General features: G+C 71.3%; 22 protein-coding genes. 14 read left to right on the top strand and 8 right to left on the bottom strand.

Annotated features, from left to right (window positions below; genetic code table 11):
* Positions 1 to 85: 85 nt before the first annotated feature.
* From LUM46_RS02820 to LUM46_RS02835, 4 genes are all read right to left on the bottom strand, one after another.
* Entirely contained in the window at positions 86 to 790 is a 705-nt protein-coding gene (locus LUM46_RS02820; protein ID WP_274992166.1) for a class I SAM-dependent methyltransferase, read from the bottom strand.
* A gap of 176 nt (positions 791 to 966) precedes the next feature.
* A complete protein-coding gene (locus LUM46_RS02825; RefSeq protein WP_274992167.1) occupies positions 967 to 2,628 on the bottom strand; it encodes an alpha/beta hydrolase in 1,662 nt (553 codons plus the stop codon).
* A 91-nt stretch (positions 2,629 to 2,719) separates the two neighbouring features.
* On the bottom strand, positions 2,720 to 3,433 hold the full coding sequence (locus LUM46_RS02830) for a response regulator (protein ID WP_274992168.1): 714 nt from the start codon (positions 3,431 to 3,433) through the stop codon (positions 2,720 to 2,722).
* Complete coding sequence (locus LUM46_RS02835; protein WP_274992169.1) at positions 3,430 to 4,743, bottom strand: sensor histidine kinase; 1,314 nt, start codon at positions 4,741 to 4,743, stop codon at positions 3,430 to 3,432. Before LUM46_RS02835 ends, LUM46_RS02830 begins: the two co-directional genes overlap by 4 nt.
* 91 nt (positions 4,744 to 4,834) lie before the next feature.
* On the opposite strand from LUM46_RS02835, the gene LUM46_RS02840 reads away from it, so the two are divergent.
* The 4 genes from LUM46_RS02840 to LUM46_RS02855 all read left to right on the top strand — a co-directional run bounded on the left by LUM46_RS02840 (position 4,835) and on the right by LUM46_RS02855 (position 8,342).
* Positions 4,835 to 5,173, top strand: a complete 339-nt coding sequence (locus tag LUM46_RS02840; protein WP_274992170.1) for a nucleotide pyrophosphohydrolase — start codon at positions 4,835 to 4,837, stop codon at positions 5,171 to 5,173.
* Positions 5,174 to 5,380: 207 nt separating this feature from the next.
* On the top strand, positions 5,381 to 5,986 hold the full coding sequence (locus LUM46_RS02845; RefSeq protein ID WP_274992171.1) for a hypothetical protein: 606 nt from the start codon (positions 5,381 to 5,383) through the stop codon (positions 5,984 to 5,986).
* The gene (locus LUM46_RS02850; protein ID WP_274992172.1) at positions 5,950 to 7,260 is read left to right on the top strand and encodes a DUF2075 domain-containing protein; all 1,311 of its coding nucleotides are present in this window, start codon (positions 5,950 to 5,952) and stop codon (positions 7,258 to 7,260) included. Before LUM46_RS02845 ends, LUM46_RS02850 begins: the two co-directional genes overlap by 37 nt.
* Positions 7,261 to 7,295: 35 nt before the next feature.
* Positions 7,296 to 8,342, top strand: a complete 1,047-nt coding sequence (locus LUM46_RS02855) for a nuclease-related domain-containing protein (RefSeq protein WP_274992173.1) — start codon at positions 7,296 to 7,298, stop codon at positions 8,340 to 8,342.
* Positions 8,343 to 8,482: 140 nt separating this feature from the next.
* Here LUM46_RS02855 and LUM46_RS02860 read toward each other — a convergent pair whose 3' ends face one another.
* Positions 8,483 to 9,121 carry a response regulator transcription factor gene (locus tag LUM46_RS02860; RefSeq protein ID WP_274992175.1) on the bottom strand — a complete coding sequence of 213 codons (639 nt, stop codon included), beginning with the start codon at positions 9,119 to 9,121 and terminating at the stop codon, positions 8,483 to 8,485.
* A complete protein-coding gene (locus tag LUM46_RS02865; protein WP_274992176.1) occupies positions 9,112 to 10,338 on the bottom strand; it encodes a sensor histidine kinase in 1,227 nt (408 codons plus the stop codon). Before LUM46_RS02865 ends, LUM46_RS02860 begins: the two co-directional genes overlap by 10 nt.
* A 127-nt stretch (positions 10,339 to 10,465) precedes the next feature.
* On the opposite strand from LUM46_RS02865, the gene LUM46_RS02870 reads away from it, so the two are divergent.
* Entirely contained in the window at positions 10,466 to 11,119 is a 654-nt protein-coding gene (locus tag LUM46_RS02870) for a DedA family protein (RefSeq protein WP_274992177.1), read from the top strand.
* A gap of 9 nt (positions 11,120 to 11,128) precedes the next feature.
* Here the strand turns inward: LUM46_RS02870 and LUM46_RS02875 are convergent, their stop codons facing one another.
* Entirely contained in the window at positions 11,129 to 11,755 is a 627-nt protein-coding gene (locus tag LUM46_RS02875) for a TetR/AcrR family transcriptional regulator (RefSeq protein ID WP_274992178.1), read from the bottom strand.
* Positions 11,756 to 11,817: 62 nt separating this feature from the next.
* Here LUM46_RS02875 and LUM46_RS02880 point away from each other — a divergent pair, with 62 nt between their 5' ends.
* From LUM46_RS02880 to LUM46_RS02910, 7 genes are all read left to right on the top strand, one after another.
* Positions 11,818 to 12,447, top strand: coding sequence for a biotin transporter BioY (locus LUM46_RS02880; protein ID WP_274992179.1), 630 nt, complete (start codon positions 11,818 to 11,820; stop codon positions 12,445 to 12,447).
* A complete protein-coding gene (locus LUM46_RS02885) occupies positions 12,444 to 13,670 on the top strand; it encodes an AMP-binding protein (RefSeq protein ID WP_274992180.1) in 1,227 nt (408 codons plus the stop codon). The genes LUM46_RS02880 and LUM46_RS02885 overlap by 4 nt, the downstream gene beginning before the upstream one ends.
* Positions 13,660 to 14,787 (top strand): thiolase family protein, encoded by a 1,128-nt coding sequence (locus tag LUM46_RS02890; protein ID WP_274992181.1) that lies wholly within the window; start codon positions 13,660 to 13,662, stop codon positions 14,785 to 14,787. The genes LUM46_RS02885 and LUM46_RS02890 overlap by 11 nt, the downstream gene beginning before the upstream one ends.
* Positions 14,784 to 15,506, top strand: coding sequence for an energy-coupling factor ABC transporter ATP-binding protein (locus LUM46_RS02895; protein ID WP_274992182.1), 723 nt, complete (start codon positions 14,784 to 14,786; stop codon positions 15,504 to 15,506). The genes LUM46_RS02890 and LUM46_RS02895 overlap by 4 nt, the downstream gene beginning before the upstream one ends.
* A 4-nt stretch (positions 15,507 to 15,510) precedes the next feature.
* Positions 15,511 to 16,107, top strand: a complete 597-nt coding sequence (locus LUM46_RS02900; protein WP_274992183.1) for an energy-coupling factor transporter transmembrane component T family protein — start codon at positions 15,511 to 15,513, stop codon at positions 16,105 to 16,107.
* A gap of 8 nt (positions 16,108 to 16,115) precedes the next feature.
* Positions 16,116 to 16,418, top strand: a complete 303-nt coding sequence (locus LUM46_RS02905; protein ID WP_374726926.1) for a CHY zinc finger protein — start codon at positions 16,116 to 16,118, stop codon at positions 16,416 to 16,418.
* A 77-nt stretch (positions 16,419 to 16,495) separates the two neighbouring features.
* Positions 16,496 to 17,917: a serine hydrolase domain-containing protein gene (locus LUM46_RS02910; RefSeq protein ID WP_274992185.1), complete on the top strand. Its 1,422-nt coding sequence runs from the start codon at positions 16,496 to 16,498 to the stop codon at positions 17,915 to 17,917.
* A 65-nt stretch (positions 17,918 to 17,982) separates the two neighbouring features.
* Here the strand turns inward: LUM46_RS02910 and LUM46_RS02915 are convergent, their stop codons facing one another.
* The gene (locus LUM46_RS02915) at positions 17,983 to 18,441 is read right to left on the bottom strand and encodes a winged helix-turn-helix transcriptional regulator (RefSeq protein ID WP_274992186.1); all 459 of its coding nucleotides are present in this window, start codon (positions 18,439 to 18,441) and stop codon (positions 17,983 to 17,985) included.
* Between the two features lie 97 nt (positions 18,442 to 18,538).
* Here LUM46_RS02915 and LUM46_RS02920 point away from each other — a divergent pair, with 97 nt between their 5' ends.
* Both LUM46_RS02920 and LUM46_RS02925 read left to right on the top strand, forming a co-directional pair.
* Entirely contained in the window at positions 18,539 to 19,216 is a 678-nt protein-coding gene (locus LUM46_RS02920) for a DUF899 domain-containing protein (RefSeq protein ID WP_274992188.1), read from the top strand.
* Positions 19,213 to 19,734: a pyridoxamine 5'-phosphate oxidase family protein gene (locus LUM46_RS02925; protein ID WP_274992189.1), complete on the top strand. Its 522-nt coding sequence runs from the start codon at positions 19,213 to 19,215 to the stop codon at positions 19,732 to 19,734. Before LUM46_RS02920 ends, LUM46_RS02925 begins: the two co-directional genes overlap by 4 nt.
* The last annotated feature ends 3 nt before the right edge of the window (positions 19,735 to 19,737 follow it).

The following is a 19,737-nucleotide window of genomic DNA, read 5'->3' on the forward strand; positions in this document are numbered from 1 at the left end:
CGGTGGTGGCTCGGGGTGCGCCGTGGATCACGGTACCGGCGGAGCCATCATGGCGACGGGTCGTCACCGCTGCGTGTCCGGGGTCTCACCGGGCCTCGAGGACGAAGAAGAGGAAGCACACGAAGGCGGTCCGCTCCCCGCTCGCGATGCGTGGCGGGAGGAGCTCGACCGGAGTGTCCGGGGACGGCGGGGGTTCGGCGATCGACGTGATGCGGAAGCCCGCGGCGGTGAAGGCGTCGGTCATGGCATGCAGGGGACGGTGCCAGAACGTCAGCGTCCCGGGCCGGCCCGCGAACTCGAACTCGTCCGAGAACTGCCGCACACCGAAGTAGCCCTCGTCCGGGAAGAGCAAGGGGCGCACGAGCGGGTGGTTGACCGAGAGGATGAGGCGGCCACCGGGCTTGAGGACGCGGTGCAGCTCCGTCAGCGGCGGGTGCCAGTCCTCGAGGTAGTGCAGCACGAGGGAGGAGACGACGTCGTCGAAGGTGCCGTCCGCGTAGGGCAGCGGCTGCGCGAGGTCGGCGACGGTCAGCGGGACGTCGTCGCCGAGCCTGCGGCGGGCGAGCTCGATCATCGCGGGGCTGCCGTCGAACCCGGTCAGGTCGGCGCCGCGGTCGCGCAGCTCGGCGGACAGCGGTCCGGAGCCGCAGCCCGCGTCGAGGATCTTGCGGCCCCGGACGTCGCCCGCGAGGCGGAGCATGGCCGGCCGTTCGTACCAGGCGTTGAGCAGGCTCCCGGCGTTCTCGGCGTCGTAGCTGGCTCCGAACTCGTCGTAGTGGTCGGCCTTCATCGGATCCCCTCCGCCGGACTGCTCATGTCCCGGCCGACGCTATCCGGCTGGATCGTCGTGGAGGCCTCGCGATCGGTCTCTTTTCCGAAGGCGGCGGGTTTCTCCCCAGTCGTAGACGGTGCTGACGCCGGCGTGGGAATGCTCGACCCATCGCTCGACGTCGGCCCGCCGCTCTGCTACTTGCCCCCTGGTGCCGCCGGCTGCCTGGTCGTCCCCGCCGGCACGGCGTCGCAGACCGTGCCCTCGGCGGGCAGCACTCCGTCGATCAGTGCGGCGTCGACCGCGTCGTCGATGCAGGGCCCACTGGTGCGGTAGGAGGTGTGGCCGACGCCCTCCCGGGTGAGCAGGACGGCGTTCTCCAGCCGCTCGGTCATGGCCTCGGCCCAGTGGTACGGGGACACGTTGTCCACCCGCCCGCCGACCACCAGGATCGGGGGGGCACCGGCGCCGGTGAGCTCGTCGGTGAACCGGTCCTTGTTCTCGGCCGGCCAGCGCGCGCAGTTGAGTGCGCTGTACGCGGCCCGGCTGCCCAGACGCTCGCCGCGTGCGGTGATCTCGCGTGCGGCCGCGTGGTGCTCGCCCAGGTTCCTCAGTGCGGGCCAGTCGACGCAGCGGACGGCGGTGTGCGGCTCCTGGAGGGTGGCGAACGGACCACCGAACGGCGCGACCGTGACGTGCGTGAGCAGGAAGTGGAGGAAGGTCCCGTCGCCCTGCTGGGCGTCGAGCAGGCCCGTGGTGAGGGAGGGCCAGAGCGCGCGGGCACCGGCCGCGGCACGTACCGCCTCCAGTGCCATGGCTCCGTCGAGTACACCGCCGGGGGTGAGTCCTTCGGCCGGCGGGACCTGGAGCGGCTCGGCCTCCAGGTCGGCGATCAGGGTGTCGAACGCGGCCTCGGGGTCGCCGTCCCCGAAGGGACATGCCTCCACGCCCTCCGTGCGGCAGGTCTCGAACCAGAGATCGAGGGTCTCCTCGTTGGAGCGGGCGACCTCGTCGAGCAGCCGCAGCGGGTCGTTCTGCCACAGGTCGGTGTCGACGGGGGCGTCGATCACCATCTGGCGCACGCGGTCGGGGAAGAGCGTGGCGTACATGGGGCCGACCACCGTGCCGTAGGAGGCGCCGTAGAAGGTGATCTGCTCCTCGCCGATCGCCGCGCGCACCTGGTCGAGGTCGCGGGCGACGTTGTCGGTGGACAGGCTCGCCAGGAACGCGCGGTCCTGGTGCGTCACGCAACCCTGGGTGAACGTCCGGGCATCCTGGAGCAGACGCCCCAATGGCTTGCCGCCGGGGATCGACGGGTCCCGGTCCTCGGCCGCCTGCTCGGCACGCTGCTCGTCGGTGAGGCACCGGACGGCGTCCGACTCACCGACACCGCGTGGGTCCATGCCGACGACGTCGAAGCGCGCCACGACGTCGGGCGAGAACGTGCTGGTCTCGCTGCCTGGGTCGATGTACTTGATCAGGTCGGACGCGGGCACGCCCGGACCACCGGCGTTGATGAACAGGCTCCCGATGCGCTGTTCGGGATCGGTCGCCCGATGACGCATCACCGCGAGCGAGATCTGTTCACCCTCGGGATTCGTGTACTCCAGCGGGACCTCGACGGTGGCGCAGTCCAGGCCTGGCCCGCACTCGCTCCAGTCGATCGGGTCCGGGGTTGGTGCGTCGGCGGCCGGGCTCGTCGTCGGCGAGGTCGTCGGTGAGGTGCCGTGCGCCGACGCCGTCAGCGCCGCACCGGCCCCGCCGGCACACCCGGTCACGGCCAGGGCGACGACGGCGAGCACGGCGGCGATCCGGAGAACGGTGTGCGGTGAGCGGGTTGGTCGAGGGGTTGGAGTCATGCGATCGACCCTAGGAAGACCACCAGGCCCGCACATCGGCCGAAGGGTCCGGACCGACCAACCGAAGTCGGAGCATCCAGACCCGGGCTCGTCACTCCGGTCGGTCGGTGGAGCCGAGCCCGGCCTCCTGCACCAGCAGGGCCACCTGGACCCGGTTGTTCAGGCCGAGCTTGGTGAGGATCGACGACACATGAGTCTTCACCGTCGTCAGGCCCAGGAAGTAGCGCGCCGCGATCTCGGCGTTGGACCGACCGGCCCCGATCTCGACGGCGACCTCGCGCTCCCGCTCCCCGAGCACGCCGAGGCGCTCGCGGGCTGTCGCGCGGCGGGCATCCTCGTCCGACTCCGCGACCTTGGCGATGAGCCGGCGGGTCACCTCGGGTGAGAGCACCGGTCGCCCTTGTGCCGCGTGCCGGATCGCGACGACGAGCTCGTCGGGCGGGGTGTCCTTGAGGAGGAACCCCGCCGCTCCGGCACGCAGCGCGCGCAGCACGTGGGCGTCGGCGTCGAAGGTGGTCAGGACCATGACCTGCGGGGCCCGCGAGTCGCCGCGCAGCGTCTCGGTCGCGGTGAGCCCGTCCGTGCCCGGCATCCGGATGTCCATCAGCACGACGTCGGGGTGGTGGCGCCGGGCCAGCTCCACGGCTTCCGCGCCGTCGCCCGCCTCGGCCACCACGCGCAGGTCGGGCGCTCCGCTCAGCATCATCCGGAGCCCGAAGCGGACCACCGGGTCGTCGTCGGCGATGAGCACGTCGATGGCCGGTTCGTCGATGGCCGGTTCGTCGCCCGGGGCGGGGGAAGTCACGTCGGCCAGGGTAGGCGGAGCCGGACCTGCCAGCCGCCCGAGTCCGTCGGTCCGTGGTCGAGCCGCCCGGACACGAGCCGGGCACGCTCCTGCAGACCCCGCAGTCCCGTCCCGGAACTGGTCGGTGGTGCTGGTGCTCCTGTCGCTGGAGGCCTGTTGACCACCTCGACGACGACGTGGTCACCCGGCCGACCCGTGATCCGGACGACGACCGGCGCGCCCGGGGCGTACTTGCGCGCGTTGGTCAGGGACTCCTGGACCATGCGGTAGAGCGTGCGGCCCTGCACGTCCGGGAGTGCCTGTCCGCCGCTCGTCACCCCGGCGTCGTCGCGCAGCTCGACCGGCGTGCCAGCCTCGCGTGCCTCGTCGATCAGCCCCAGCACGTCCTCGACGTCCGGCAGCGGCAGCTCTCCTACCGGAGCCCGGAGCACCCCGATCACCTCGCGCAGGTCTTGCAGGGCGCGGTGCGCGTTCGCGCGGACCACCTCCGCGGCCTGAGCGACGTCGTCGGGCGGTGCGGTGCGCGCGTAGGCCAGTGCGCCGGCATGGACGCTGAGCAGAGACAGGCGGTGACCCAGCACGTCGTGCATCTCCCGCGCGAGGGACTGACGTGCCTCACGCTCGGAGTGCTCGGCCCGCAGCTGCGCCTCGACCTCGGCTGCTGCCGCGCGTTCACGCAGCGACGTGACAAGCGCCCGGCGGTTCCGCACGGACAGGCCCCACGCCACGGTGGCGGCGTGTCCCAGCGCGATGATGGTGAAGATGGTGACCGGCGGGGCGACCTGGTCGGGCCAGAGCAGCTGGTAGGTGCTGAGGGCCGCGAGGCTGATGGCGCACACCCCGATCGTGGCGCGGGTGGAGCGGTGAATCGCGACGGTGAACAGGGCGATGATCGCGGCTCCGCCGACCGTCTCTGAGTACGAGCTTGCGGCGGCGAGGGCGATAGCGATCTGTACCGGGAACGTGCGGCGCCACCAGAGTGCGACACAGCCGAGGAGGCCCGTGAGGCGGTCCGCGGTGAGGAGCCAGGTGGGGAGCTGGTCGGGTTCGTTGCTCTGGATCTGGAGCGCGGTCAGGGCGAGGGCGACGGCTATGGCGATCAGGGAGGAGTCGACCAGGCGGGTCCGGAGGGCTTTCCGGGGTGGTCGCTCGGGGGTGGTTGGTGGGCTGGGCATCGGGTTGAGCCTAGGGCGGGGCGGGGTGGGGTGGGATGCGCGGGCAAGCCAGTGCAAGGCGCCGACGTCGCCCCACAGGACGCCGTCGTAGGAGTCGACCTGAAAGAGCAGAGCCCACTGGTCCGTCTCGTTCACGACGTGCATCCCGACGAGTGGCGACGTGTGATCCGCGGGGCTCTTCGTAGTTCAGCACGCAACCATGCGTAGCCCGGGCACAATCGACCCCATGAACGACGACGCCACGATCGAGTCCCTACGCGACCGGCTCCGAGACTTTGCTGTCGCGCGGGACTGGGGCCAGTTCCACAAGCCCAAGAACCTCGCGATGGCGCTCGCGGGAGAGGTTGGCGAGCTTCTTGCCGAGATGCAGTGGCTCACGGACGAACAGGTGCACGAGAAGCTGGCCGACGCCGACACCCGGAACGAGGTCGAGGAAGAGTTCGCCGATGTCTTCCTCTACCTGATCCAACTTGCCGACGTCTGCGGTGTGGATCTGATTCAGGCGGCACACGCGAAGATCACGAGGAACGACGATCGGTTCCCTCCGTCGCAATCGGTGTTCTGACTGCGCGAATCACCCATGTGCCGCTCGGTCCTCAGCACCTGACCTGCATAGACTCGCCCTGCCCACGCGGCATCGACGGACTTCCGTTCCGACAAGCGGATATGTCCCCGCCGCACGTTCATTCGTGCTGCTCAGGGGACGTTCTTGTCGGTCATCCGCTACTCGGCGGCCTCGTTGTCGTCGTCGCTCAATTCAGATTCTTCCGCTGTGGAGACACACCTCGCTGAGCAACTTGCGCGCCAGGGCGTTCATGTCGGAGCGGGGGAGCGTCGTTCGTGGCGCAACTCGCTTCCCGCCCTGGCCCGCGACCTCAGCGACGCCGGTCTTGAACAGGTAGAGGTGCTCTTGGAGCATCGGCTCCCGCTGACCTCGAAGCGGACCGACGCGATCCTCGCCGGCGTGCATCCACGGACAGGGAAGCACTCTTATGTCGTCGTGGAGCTCAAGCAGTGGAGCCAGGCGAACCTATGGGAGGACAATGACGCGCTCGTCGAGGTCGACGGTGCCCGTTACCTGTCGTCGCACCCGAGCACCCAGGTCGCGGGGTACGTCCAGTATCTGCGCGACTTTGCCCGCGCGTTCGAGTACACGCCCGACGAGCTCCAGGGTGTCGCCTACCTGCACAACGCTACCGACTTCGGCGTCAGTGACCTGTTGGCGAGCAGGGAACTCGCGCAGGCTCTCTCTTCACGGGAGAGAGCCGCGGCCAGTTCATCGAGCACCTGCAGTCGCTCCTCGCCAAGGACACCTCGGGGGCAGGTGCCGCGGACCGGCTCGTGCGTTCCAAGACCGCACCCTCGAAGCAACTCATGACGGTCGCGGCCAAGGAGATTCGAGATCAGGAGCAGTTCGTGCTCCTCGACGAGCAGAAGACCGTACGCGACCTGGTGCTGCATCAGGTGAAGAAGGCAGCGTCCGCTGACTCGAAGTCGGTCATCCTGGTAACCGGCGGCCCAGGCTCGGGCAAGTCGGTGATCGCACTGTCGCTCATGGGCGAGCTTGCGCGAGAGGGCCGGTCGGCTATTCACGCGACGGGATCGCGCAGCTTCACGCAAACTCTCCGAAAGATCGCGGGCAAGGGATCCACGCGGACAAAAGGGCTGTTCAAGTACTTCAACAACTTCATGGAGGCCGAGCGCAACGGCCTTGAGGTGCTGATCCTGGACGAGGCGCACCGCATCCGCGAGAAGTCCGTGCAACGCTACACGCCGAAGGCGCTTCGGGAGAAGGCCCGCGCTCAGGTTGACGAGCTGCTCGACGCCGCGCGCGTGCCCGTCTTCCTGCTGGACCAGAACCAGGTGGTCCGCCCCGGTGAGATGGGAACGCCTGACGACATTCGTGCCGCAGCCGAAGCCAAGGGCCTTGACGTACGTCAGATCGATCTGGCCGACCAGTTTCGCTCCGGCGGCAGCCTCGCGTACATCGAGTGGGTGGAGAGGCTCCTCGGTCTGCGCGATATCGAGACTGGCCCTCAGCCGTGGGAGGGCATTGACGAGAACTTCGCGGTCGACGTCGTGGACTCGCCCGAGGAGCTCGAGTCTCGGTTGCAGGCGTACCGCGACACGGGCAAGAGCACCCGGATGACGGCTGGCTTCTGCTGGCCCTGGTCCAAACCGCGTGACGACGGCTCTCTGGTCCTCGACGTCACGATCGGATCCTGGCAGCGTCCGTGGAACCTGGACAGCGAGCGTTCGGTGGGCGGAGCGCCGCCCTCTGCCCTGTGGGCCACCGATCCGGCAGGGTTCGGCCAGGTGGGCTGTGTCTATACAGCGCAGGGATTTGAGTACGACTGGAACGGCGTGATCCTTGGTCCTGATCTTGTCTGGCGGCAGGCGGTCGACGGCGGTCGAGGGGCGTGGCTCGTGCGGCGTGCAGAGAGCCGCGACAGTGAGGTGACGAAGAAAAGCGTCACGGACGCGCAGTTCGACCGGCTCATCCGGAACACTTACAAGGTGCTGCTCACCCGCGGGATGGTCGGCACGCTGATCTACTCGACGGACGAGGAGACTCGGGGGTTCCTACGGACAGTGGTTCGAGGACGCAGCCGAGGGCAGGCGGCGCGGCTGCTTGTCGCTCCACCACAGTGATAGACCGCCGGGCGCTGCCTCGCTAGTTTCCGGTCATGGCCGATGACCAGGGGATCCACGCCGAACCGACCATCACCACCAGGTTCTCGAATGCCTACGGTAAGAGACCGCCGATCTTGCACGTGAAGGTCGATGGTGAACAGATCGGCCACTGGGACATCGAAGCCAAGGCGGCGGTTCTCGATGATCCCCAACACCAGCAGGCTGCCGAGTATCTCGCGACCATCGAATCCACGGCGCTGGCGTGGCAGGTCCGTCAGGAGAAGCGGCGGGCGAAGAAGGCGCGGGCCGCGGTCCGCAATGAAGCGGCAGCAGCGGAGCCGATGCGATCGCTGCAAGCGCCAGTGTCAGCCCCAGCCATGACGCCGATCGTGCCTGAGACTCTCGCACCGAATCCGTTGTGGAGACCTGCCTCGCCGGATCCTGCGCCAGCACTGTCACCAGTCGACCGCGGCCGCGATCTCTCTTCGAACAAGGCGGGTGCCGGCGTCCGCCAGACAGCCCGCACAAAGTTCCGCGAGGCGCCGTTGGCGAACCTCTTCAAGCGACTGACCGGACGTTCGACCGGAGGCGACTGGTCTTGGCGTCAGGGCATGCGAGGCGAGCGCGAGGTGGGGCGGGTGCTGGACAAGGCCATCGCCGGCAGGAAGGGCTGGTTTCTCTTGCACGGCATCACGCGGAACGTGCGCGGCACCGACGTCGACCACCTGCTGATCGGCCCCGGTGGGATCTTCTCGATCAACGCGAAGTTCCATCAGGGCAAGGACGTCTGGGTCGGCGAGCACGTCGTGGGAGTTGGCCGGACGCCGACCAAACACGTGGTCAAGGCCCGAGCGGAAGCCAAGGCGGTCAGGAAGATCCTCCATGCAGCCTGTCCGACGCCGCATCCGGTCACGCCAGTCGTCGTCATCGCGGGGGCCAGCAACTTCTCCCGCGGCGAGAAGGTACCTGGAGATGTCGTGGTGCTCCCCGTCGCCGAGATTCCCGATTGGCTGAACGCGTTGAGGGAGTCGATGCGGCCGTGGGAGGTCGAGCAGCTTTACGACGTCGCCCGTTGGGAACGGACGTGGATAACGTCGTAGCGGATCACGGCGTCATGTTTCTCGCCCCGGTAAGGGCGACGGCTTCGTCCCCTTCGCGGCCGCCACCGGAGCGGCATACTGCCTGACGTGATCCGCGCGATAGCACTTCCTTTGAGGTGCAAGGTAGGCCCGGCCCAGATCTACGACTCCAGATACCGCAGAATCGCCTGCACCCGCCGGTTGTACCCGTCCTCGGCCAGCAGCCCGAGCTTGTCGAAGATCGCGTTCGAGTGCTTCTCCACCGCCGACGTCGACACGAACAGCACCGAGGCGATCCCCGCATTGGTCCGCCCCTCCGCCATGAGCCCCAGCACCTCCCGCTCCCGCTCGGTCAACATCCCGAGCGGGTGGGACGTGTCCCGGAACAGCTGCCGCACCACGTCCGGATCCAGCACCAACCCTCCGGCGCGCACCCGCTCCAGCGCGTCGAGGAAGTCGTCCACGCCCATCACCCGGTCCTTGAGCAGGTAGCCGACGGCGCGCGCGTCGTCGCCCAGCAGCACCTGCGTGAACTCGCGCTCCACGTACTGCGACAGGACGAGGATGCCGACGTCCGGCCACCGCTCCCGGATCTGCACCGCCGCCCGCACGCCCTCGTCGGTGTGGGTGGGCGGCATGCGCACGTCCAGCACGACGACGTCGGGCCGCTCGACCTCGAGCCGCGAGAGCAGTCCCTCCGCGGAGCCGTACGCGGCGACGACGTCGTGGCCCTCGTCGGTCAGGAGGCTGCGGATGCCCTCGCGGAGCAGCGCGGAGTCCTCGGCGAGCATCACGCGCACGGGAGGTTCACCTCGATCCGGGTCGGCCCGCCGGCCGGGCTGTCCACGGCCAGCGTGCCGCCCGCGGCGGCCACCCGCCCGGCCAGGCCGGCCAGCCCGTGGCCGGGCGAGAGCACGGCACCGCCGACGCCGTTGTCGGTGATGGTGACGTGGACCTCCGGGGCCGGGAGGTCTCGACGAGCTCGACCCACGGAGACCCGCACCCGCGCCTCACCAGCTCCCGAGTGCTTCGCCACGTTCGTCAGCGCCTCCGCCACCACGTAGTAGATCGTCGTCTCCACCGCCGACGGCAGCCGCTCGGGCGACTCCCACTCCAGCACCGTGGGCGGCTCGGCCCGCGACACCAGCTCCGCCAGCACCGGCGCCAGCCCGTGTGTGTCCAGCGTCGTCGGTCGCACCCGCCACGCGACGTCCCGCAGGTCCGTCACCAGCAGCTCCGCCTCTCGCGCGGCCCGCTCCAGCAACAACGAACCAGAAGACGAAGCGCCAACGGCCCGCCGCGCCCGGTTCACCAGCAGCCCCAGTGCCACGGCCCGCTGCTGCACGCCGTCGTGCAGGTCCCGCTCGATCCGCCCGCGCTCCGCATCCAGGGCCGCCAGCAGATCGGCCCGGCTCACCGTCAGCGACTCGACCTCCGCCTCCAGCTGCTCGCTCCGGCTCGGCGCGAGCCACCGCGCGGCGGCCGAACGGTCCAGCAGGGCCACGCCGATCAGCCCCATCAGGTCCAGGTACAGCAGGATCGCGCCGACCGGCAGCATCCCGAGCAGGTCGGCCGTCGACAGCCCGTCGCCCTGGAAGGCCTCGTCGACGGTGAGCCGCATGTCGAACAGCCACGACGCCAGCGCCGCGACCACTGCGAACAGCCCGTACGCCAGCAGCCCCAGCACGAACGTGCCGACCAGGCCCACGCCCACCCGCGCCGCGAGATACCGGGCGGCCCGGGGAGAGGTGAGAACGGCGCCGCGGCCCTTGCCCCACACAGTCCTTGCTTCGCTGCGGAGCTGTGCGGGGGCCCCGGGATCGGACCAGCCGAGAAAACGCACGGTGCGACGGCGGTGCCAGGCGACCAGGGTGCCCACCGGGCCGGGCGGCGTCGGGCGGCGAACCAGCGCGACCACCGCCAGCACGAGGTCGAGCGGCCAGGTCACCGCACCGAGCGCGGCGCCCCACAGCATGCGGGCAGGGGTGCTGCGCCAGACGGCGGGGGCGGGGTCCACCTCGCCAGGATAGGGACGACGCCGGCCGCGCGGACTGCGGAAAACCACACCCCGTGCTGGGGTGCACCCACCTGGCCAGGGGGAGGACCGCAGTCCGTCGCCGGTTGCCGCCGCATAGCGTAGGGACATGACGACACACAGCTTCGCCTCGACGGTCGCCGACTGGGCCATCGGGCTGATGGAGACGCTCGGCGCACCCGGCGCCGGCGTGGCGATCGCCCTGGAGAACCTGTTCCCGCCGCTGCCGAGCGAGGTGATCCTGCCGCTGGCCGGCTTCACGGCCTCGCAGGGTTCCCTCGTCCTGTGGCACGTCCTGATCTGGACGACGGCGGGCTCCGTGGTCGGCGCCGTCCTCCTCTACGCGCTGGGGGCGTGGCTCGGTCGCGACCGCCTGCGCGCGATCGTCGACCGCATGCCGCTCGTGCCGCTGGAGGACGTCGACAAGGCCGAGGCCTGGTTCAACCGGCACGGCGACTGGGCGGTGCTCATCGGCCGGCTCATCCCCATCGTCCGCAGCCTGATCTCCATCCCTGCGGGTGTGGAGCGCATGCCGCTCGGGCGCTTCCTCGCCTTCACGACGCTCGGCTCCGGTTTCTGGAACACCCTGCTCGTCGGCGCCGGCTACCTGCTGGGGGACCAGTGGCACGTCGTCGAACAGAGCGTCGGCGTGTTCCAGAGGGTCGTCATCGTGGTGGTCGTGCTGCTGGTCGTCTGGTGGCTCGTGAAGGTGCTGCGCGGCCGCCGCGACCAGGACACGCCCCGGCACGTGCGAGAGCGCTGACCAACCGGGTCAGCCCGCCGACGTCTCCGTGTGCTGACGCGCCGACACCTCGAGGCCGTCGGCGATCATCTTCAGGGCCTCCTCGAAGTCCCCGCCGTCCGCCGGCCGCGCGTTCGCGTGCTCGGGGTTCAGCGACGACGTGGTCTCGGGGAGCAGCCCGAACGAGTCCGCGCTCAGACGCTGCTGCTCGTGGAACGTGTACCCGACGACGAAGTGCATGACGGCCTCCGCGGCGACCCGGGACAGCGAGTCCGGCACGCCGTCGCGCCGGGTGACCGCCATCAGCTGCGGCTGGACCGGGGAGTCGACGAGGCCCAGCGCCAGCGAGCTCGACACCAGCTCGGCGGCGTCGCGATAGGCGAGAAGGCACTCGCGCAGTCGTGCGCCCAGCCGGCGGACGGTCTCGGACACGGTCATGTCCTCGACCCGCACGTCCTCCATCGGGCGGAGGATCCGCGCGCTGACCGAGGCGAGCAACGCCTGCTTGTTCGGGAAGTGCCAGTACAGCGCACTGGCCCGTACCTCGAGAGCCGCGGCGATGTGCCGCATCGTCAGGTCGGGCAGCCCGTACTCGTCCAGGAGGCGGAGGGCCATCTCGGACACGTCGTCGCGGCTGTGTCTTGGTGATCCGCTCATCAGCACAGTATGGTGCAGAACGCCGTTCAGGTGAACACCGTTCAGGAAGAAGCGAGGGCCACATGCGAGACGACCAGGGACCACTGCGAAGCGTGCTCGATGCGAGCGATCTCGCCCGCGTCGCCGTCTTCGCCGCCCTCATCGCGGCCCTCGGCCTGCCGGGCAGCTTCAGCGTCTTCGGTGGTGTGCCGATCACGGCGCAGACCTTCGGCGTCATGCTCGCCGGGGCGATCCTCGGACCGCGGCTCGGGGCGCTCTCCGTCCTCGCGCTCCTCGCGCTCACCGCGGCCGGCCTCCCTCTGCTGGCCGGCGGGCGCGGCGGCCTCGGCGTCTTCGTCGGACCGTCCACCGGCTACCTGTTCGGCTGGATCGCCGGGGCGTTCGTCGTGGGCCTGATCGTGCACTCGGCCGCCCGCAAGCCGACGGCGTGGCGGACCGCGCTCGCCATGCTCGTCGGCGGCATCCTCGTGGTCTACGCCTTCGGCATCCCCGTCCAGAGCCTGGTCACCCGGCTGTCGCTCGCCCAGACGGCGCTGGCCAGCCTCGTGTTCATCCCCGGCGACCTGGTGAAGGCCGTGCTGGCGACGGTCACCGTCTCCACGCTCCTGCGCGCCTACCCCCGCGCGTTCCGGCGGAACTGGCGCTCGAAGGATCGCGAGGAAGCCGCCGGCACGATCCCGCCGGCCCCGTGACAGGCGCCGTGACAGGCTCCGTGACACCGCGCATCGTCGTGCTGGACGGTGCCACGGACGCGCTGGTCGACCGTCTGCGGGCGGTGCGGGCCGCGGGTGACGTCCCGCTGGTCACTGACGCACGTCTGCCGGAGGCGCACCGGGAGGCCGTGCACGCTCTGGTGCGGGACGTGCGGCCGCCATCTGGCGCGGCCTGGGCGGCGCTCACCTCCGGCAGCAGCGGCGCGCCACGCATCGTCGTGCGCACCGCCGCGTCCTGGGCGGAGTCGTTTCCCGCCGTCTCCGCGCTCCTGCACGACCCCGCCGTGCCGGAGGCCGAACTGGTGGTCGCCCTGCCCGCGCCGCCGTCGTCCTCGCTCACCCTGTTCTCCCTGGCGCACGCGCTGGGCGGCGGCCCGCGACCCGTGTTCCCCGGGCGGGGCCCGGGGCCGGACCAAGAGTTCGCGGAGGCCACCGCGTTCCACGGAACTCCCCAGGCGCTGCGCGCGCTGCTCGACGGCGGAAAGCTTCCGCGGCTGCGGACCGCGCTCGTCGGCGGCTCGCACCTGGACCAGGGTCTGCGTGCGGACGCCGAGTCCCGGGGCATCCGGGTGATCTCCTACTACGGCGCGGCGGAGCTCTCGTTCGTGGCCGTCGACGACGGCACCGGCCTACGACCGTTCCCCGGCGTGGACGTCGACGTGCGCGACGGCGAGCTGTGGGTGCGGTCCCCCTTCGTGGCCCTCGGCTACCTCGGCACCGGCGGTCCTCTCCGAACCGACGGGGCCTGGGCGACGGTCGGCGACCTCGCCGAGCTCGACGCCGACGCCGACGCCGACGCCGACGCCGACGCCGACGCCGACGCCGACGCCGACTCCGGGACCGGGACCCTCCGGCTGCGCGGCCGTGCGGACGGCGCGATCATCACCGCTTCGGCGACCGTGATCCCCGAGGAGGTCGAGGCCGAGCTCCGGCAGGTCCCCGCGATCGCGGACGCCGTCGTCTTCGGCGTCCCCGCACGTGGGGTCGGAGCGCTCGTCGCCGCGATGGTCGAACCGGCTCCTGGTTCCCCCACGATCACCGCGAGCTCGCTGCGCGGCAGCACGGCGGCCCGGCTGGGCCCGGCGCACCGGCCCCGGATCTGGTTCACCGGTGAGCTGCCCCGCACCACGTCGGGGAAGCCGGCTCGTGCCGAGATCGTCCGTCGGGCGCTCGCCGGGGAGGTGACCCGGGTTGCCGGATGAAGCGGTAGTCATCGCGGCCCGCCGGACGCCGATCGGCACCCGCGGGCGCGCCCTCGCTTCCTTGGACGTCGGGCAGCTCACCGCGCCCGTCCTGAGCGCCGTGCGCGCCGACGCGGAGGCCGCGGCCGGGCGCCGGCTCGCGATCGCCGACGTCGTGCTCGGCAACTGCATGGGCCCGGGCGGCAACCCCGCCCGGGTCGCCGCCCTGGCCGCCGGGCTGGGAGTCGAGGTCCCCGGCGCGACCGTGGACCGGCAGTGCGGCAGCGGCCTCGCCGCGGTGCTCGACGCCGCGGCGGCGATCCGCGCGGGGGACGACCGCCCGCGGCTCGCCGGCGGCGTCGAGAGCGCGTCGACGGCTCCGGTCCGGTCCGTGGACGGCGTGCGCTACGACCGTGCCCCGTTCACCCCGCAGGGGTGGCCAGACCCGGACATGGTCCGCGCCGCGGAGGACCTGGCCACGGCCGACGGCATCAGCAGGGAACGGCAGGACGCGCACGCCGCGCGCAGCCACCGCCGGGCGCGCGCCGCCCGCGACGCCGGACGGTTCGCGGCCGAGCTCGTCCCGGTGGCAGGACTGACCGCGGACGACTCCGTCGGGGTCGCCGAACGGTTGCTGTCCCGGCTGCCCGCCCTGTTCGAGGGCGGCACACTGACCGCTGGGACGGCCACGCGGATCAGCGACGGGGCGGCAGCGGTCGCCGTCGTGCCCCGCGGGCTCGCGGGCCACGCACCAGGACTCGCGCTCCGGGGGCATGCGGTGGTCGGCTGCGACCCCGCGCTGCCCGGGGTCGGGGCCGCGCCGGCCGTGCGGGCCGCCCTCGACTCCGCCAGGGTCCACCTTCGCGACGTCGCGGCGTTCGAGATCGTCGAGGCGTTCGCGGCCCAGTCGCTGGCTGTGCTCGGCCGCCTCGGTATCGACGACGACGACGCGCGCGTGTGCGCCGACGGCGGAGCCCTGGCGCTGGGTCACCCCTGGGGCGCGAGCGGCGCGGTCAGCGTGGTGCGGCTGTTCGGGCGGCTCGTCCGCGCGGGCGCCCCGGCCGGGACGCTCGGTGTCGCGGCGGCGTCCGTGGGCGGCGGGCTGGGCGTCGCGGCGGTCTTGGAGGTGGTCCGATGAGCGGCGTCGCACCCGGTACCGCACCCGGTACCGCACCCGGCATCGCGCTCCAGGGTGTCCACGTGCGCCTGGGTGACACGGACGTGCTGCGCGACGTCACGCTCGCGCTGGACGCGCGGACGATCGCGGTCGTCGGGGAGAACGGGTCGGGCAAGTCGACGCTCGCGCGCCTGCTCAGCGGCCTGGTCGTCGCGGACGACGGCACCGTGCGCGTGCTGGGTCTGGACCCGGTGCGTCAGGCCGCGGAGCTGCGCCGCCGCGTCGCGGTGATCTTCAGCAACCCGGACGCGCAGATCGTCATGCCGACCGTCGCGGAGGACGTCGCGTTCTCCCTGCGCACCGAGAAGCTGCCGCGCGCCGAGAAAGCAGAACGGGTCGCTGCCGCGCTCGACCAGTTCGGCCTGGCCGAGCTCGCCGACCGGTCGTCGCACGACCTGTCCGGTGGCCAGAAGCAGCTGCTCGCGCTGTGCGGCGCGTTCGTCCGGCGCCCGGACCTGGTGGTCGCGGACGAACCGACCGCGTACCTGGACGCGCGCAACGCCCGCCGGGTCGCCGACCACCTGCTCGCGGACGCGTCGCACCGGCTCGTGCTGGTCACGCACGACCTGGGGCTCGCACAGCGCTGCGAGACGGCGGTGCTCGTGCAGGACGGGACGGTGACCGAGGTCGGGGACCCCGCGCAGGTGATCGCCATGTACGAGGCGGGAATCCGATGGTGACCCGATGGTGACCCTGTACCGGCCAGGGGACGGTCCGTGGCACCGGCTGCGGGCCGGGCCGAAGACGGCCCTCCTCCTGCTGATCGTGCTCGGCGTGTGCCTGCTCCCGGCGACCTGGTGGGCGGCCGCGGTCATGGCCGGCGTCTGCCTCGCGTGCTACGCGATCCGGGGCGCGGGGATGCGTGAGCTCGGCCGCCAGCTCGTGACGGTCCGCTGGATCGTCGGCCTGACCCTTGTCGGCCAGCTGGTCTTCCTCGGCCCGGAGAGCGCCGCGGCGAACACCACGCGCGTCGCCGTCGCCTGTGCGCTCGCCGCGCTGCTCGCGCTGACGACCCCGGCGACCGCGCTGCTGGAGACGATCGAGCGGGCGATGCAGCCGCTCGCGTGGTTGCGGATCGACCCGCAGCGTGCGGCCCTGACGCTGTCCGTGACGCTGAGCACGCTGCCGGTGCTCGCGGGCCTGGCCCGTGACGTGCGCGAGGCGCAGCGTGCCCGCGGAGGGGGACGAAGCCTGCGCCACTTCGCCATGCCGTTCCTGGTCATGGCGCTCAAGCACGCGGACCAGCTCGGCGAGGCCCTCGCCGCACGCGGCGTGCGATGAGGCCGGTGGTGCTCGGCCCCACGGTCGACGAGCAGACCAGGTGCGTCCACTACCGGACGCCGCTGGACGTCATCGCTATCCGGTTCGCCTGCTGCGGCCGGTACTACCCGTGTCATCTGTGCCATGAGCAGACCGCCGACCATCCGTCGCTGCCCTGGCCGGCCGGGGCGGACGACGAGCGGGCGGTGCTGTGCGGCGTGTGCTGGACGGAGCTGACCGTCGCGGAGTACCGGGGTTCCGGGCGGTGCCCGGCCTGCGCCGCCGCGTTCAACCCGCGCTGTGCCCTCCACTCCTCGATCTACTTCGGGTAGCGCACGCTCCGGCAGGCGGGTGCACAGGCCGGGTAACACGGTGACGTCCTGTCCGCCGACCTGACAGAGTCGTCCCCGTGACCGACGACCGCACCGCACAGACCCTCCGCTCGATAGCCCCCTACCTGGCCGACTGGGCCGCGTTCCAGGCCGACTACCACGGCATGCCCGGCCTGCAGCTGGCCGTGGGCCGCCGTGGCGAGGTCTTCGTCGACCTGGCCTGGGGCAAGGCCGACCTGGAGACGGGGGAGGAGCTGACCAGCGACCACCTGTTCCGCGTCGCGTCCCACTCCAAGACGTTCACCACCGTCCTCGTGATGCAGCTCGTCGAGCGCGGGGAGCTGCGCCTGGACGACACCGTCGGTGCGCTCGTCCCCGAGCTGGCGGGCTCGGCCGCCGCCGCGATCACCGTCCGCGAGCTGCTCGGCCACCAGGGCGGCCTCATCCGCGACTCGTCCGACGGCGACTTCTGGCAGCACCAGCGGCCCTTCCTCGACCGCGAGCAGGTGCTGGAGTGCGTGCGCACCGAGGGCATCGTGTTCGAGCCGAACGAGCACTTCAAGTACACGAACATCGGCTACAGCCTGCTCGGCATCATCATCGAGCAGGTCACCGGCACGACGTACGACGAGGTGGCGCGCGCCGCCGTGATCGAGCCGCTGCGCCTGACCCGGACCGGCACCGAGCTCGACCCGGCCCGTGCCGCCGAGTACGCGGCCGGCCACACCGGCCGGATCGCGCACGGCGACGCGCGCCGCGTCATCCCGCACGTCGACACCCGGGCGATGGCCGCCGCCACCGGCTGGTACTCCACCGCGCTCGACATGGTCCGCTACGGCGCCACGCACGTGCTCGGCGACACCACGCTGCTCACCGACCAGAGCAAGCGGCTGGTGCAGCGCGAGGAGTCCACCCTGACGGTCCGGGGCCGCGAGCTGGGCCGGTACGGCGTCGGCATCGAGCTCGGCAAGGTCGGCGACCGGGAGCTCGTGGGCCACTCCGGCGGCTACCCCGGCCACATCACGCGCACCTGGATCGACCCCGTCGACGGGCTCGTGGTCTCCGCGCTGACCAACGCCGTCGACGGCATCGCCACGCAGATCGCGGGCGGCGTCATCCAGATCATCAACCTGGCGCTCGCGGCCGCGGACGAGGTCGCGGCGTCCGGCCTGGCGGGCACGGGCGGAACCCCGGTGCCGCCCGTCCCGGCGGACGCGCCCTTCGGGCGCTTCGCCAACCTGTGGGGCGTGGTCGACGTCGTGGACCTCGGCGGGATCGTGCACACGATCAACCCGCGCTCCCCGCAGCCGGTCGAGGTCGCGCAGCGGTTCCTCCTGGCGGACGGACGCCTCGCGCAGGAGTCCGTGGCCGGCTTCGGCACGGTCGGGGAGCCGGTCCAGGTCGAGCGGGACGCCGACGGCGCGATCGTCGCCGTCCGGCTCGGCGCGATGACGGCGTGGCCGGTCGAGGAGTTCCGCGCGCGCGTGCTCGACCGGTAGGCGCATCAGGGGCGCGTTCGTCGATCGGTCCGCGGGGAGAACCGGCTCCCGGAGCAGGCGCGCAGTTATCCGGCCGCCGCGCCGGGGCCGGGCACGACATCGATGTCGGTGGCGTGCATCGGCTGCCCGCACACGGAGCAGTGCAGCTCGACGTGACTGAACTCGCCGCAGGCGTGGTGCCGGTGGAGTGCGGGCGGGCCTGCCTCGCCGGCGGTCCACCGGTCGCCCCAGCGCACCATCACCAGCAGCAGGTCACACAGTTCCTCGCCCTTCGTGGTGAGCGTGTACTCGTGGCGCGGTGGTCGGCTCGAGTACTGCTGCCGTGCCAGCACGCCCTTCTCGACCAGCCACTTCAGCCGTTCGGCCAGCACCTTGCGGGAGATGCCCAAGTCTTGCTGGAGCGCGTCGAACCGGGTGATGCCGACGTAGACGTCCCGCAAGATCAGTGGCGACCAGGGCTCCCCGATGACATCCAACGTCCGGGCGATCGAGCAGGCCATGTCGCCGAAACGGGTTCGCTGCATGGCACCAGCCTACGCAATTGAGTTGCCTCAAGGAACTCACTCGGCCTAGCCTGAACCGGTTAGTTCCTTCAGGAGACCATGTGTGAGGGAGAGAGCCATGAACCAACCCCGGACCGTCTCGCCGTCGGAGTGGAGGACCGCGCTCGACGCACTGCGGGCACGGGAGAAGACGCACACCAGGGCGGCGGACGCGCTGGCCGCCCAGCGGCGCCGGATGCCGATGGTCAGGATCGACAAGGAGTACCGCTTCGAAGGGCCGGACGGCCAGGTGAGCCTGGTGGACCTCTTCGAAGGACGGAGCCAGCTCATCACCTACTGCTTCATGTGGCACGACCCCGACGACGTCTGCTCGGGATGCTCGATGTTCACCGACAACATCGGGCACCTGGCACACCTGCATGCACGCGACACCTCGTTGGCGCTGGTCTCCCGCGGCCCGCTGAGCGAGATCCTCCCGTTCAAGGAACGGATGGGCTGGACCATCCCGTGGGTCTCGTCGCTCGGCAGCGACTTCAACGACGACATGGATGCTGGTGGCGGGTTCGCGCTGAACGTCTTCCTGCGCGACGGCGGCACCGTGTACCGCACCTACGTCACCACCGGCAGGGGCGTCGAACAGCTCGGCAGCAGCTGGAGCTTCCTGGACCTGACTCCCTTGGGCAGACAGGAGGACTGGGAGGACTCGCCGGAGGATCGGCCCCAGACCGCGCCGTACGCGTGGTGGCGCCTGCACGACGAGTACGAGACCGCACCAGCACGAGGAGGGTCGCGGTGACCGGCGGGAGCCCCACGGCCGAGCTGCTGTTCGACGAGCGGGACGCGACACCGATGAGCACGGACGAGGCGACGGTGAAACCGTGGCACGAGGCACGCGCATGCCTGGAGTCGGCCCCCAAGGCGTGGCTCTCGACGGTGCGGCCGGACGGACGTGCCCACGCCATGCCGCTGATGCCGGTCTGGGTGGACGACGCGCCGGTCTTCGCCACGCGCCCGACGTCCCGCAAGGCGAAGAACCTCGCCCGCAACCACCACTGCGTCATCACGGTCTCCGACGACACCCTGGACCTCGTGGTCGAAGGTGAGGTCACGCAAGTGCGGGCGGAGTCCGAGCTGCGCCGTGTGGCGGCGACCTTCATGGCCAAGTACGGCTGGGAGTTCACGGTCCGCAACGGCAACGTGTACGACGGCAGCCTTCCCGGCTCGCCGGAGTACGGCTTCTACCGGGTGACACCCACCCGCGCCTTCGGCTACGGCTCCGACGGGCTGACGGCCACCCGCTGGCGGTTCCGCTGACCG

This window comes from Promicromonospora iranensis (assembly GCF_028994805.1).
Classification (GTDB): domain Bacteria; phylum Actinomycetota; class Actinomycetes; order Actinomycetales; family Cellulomonadaceae; genus Promicromonospora; species Promicromonospora iranensis.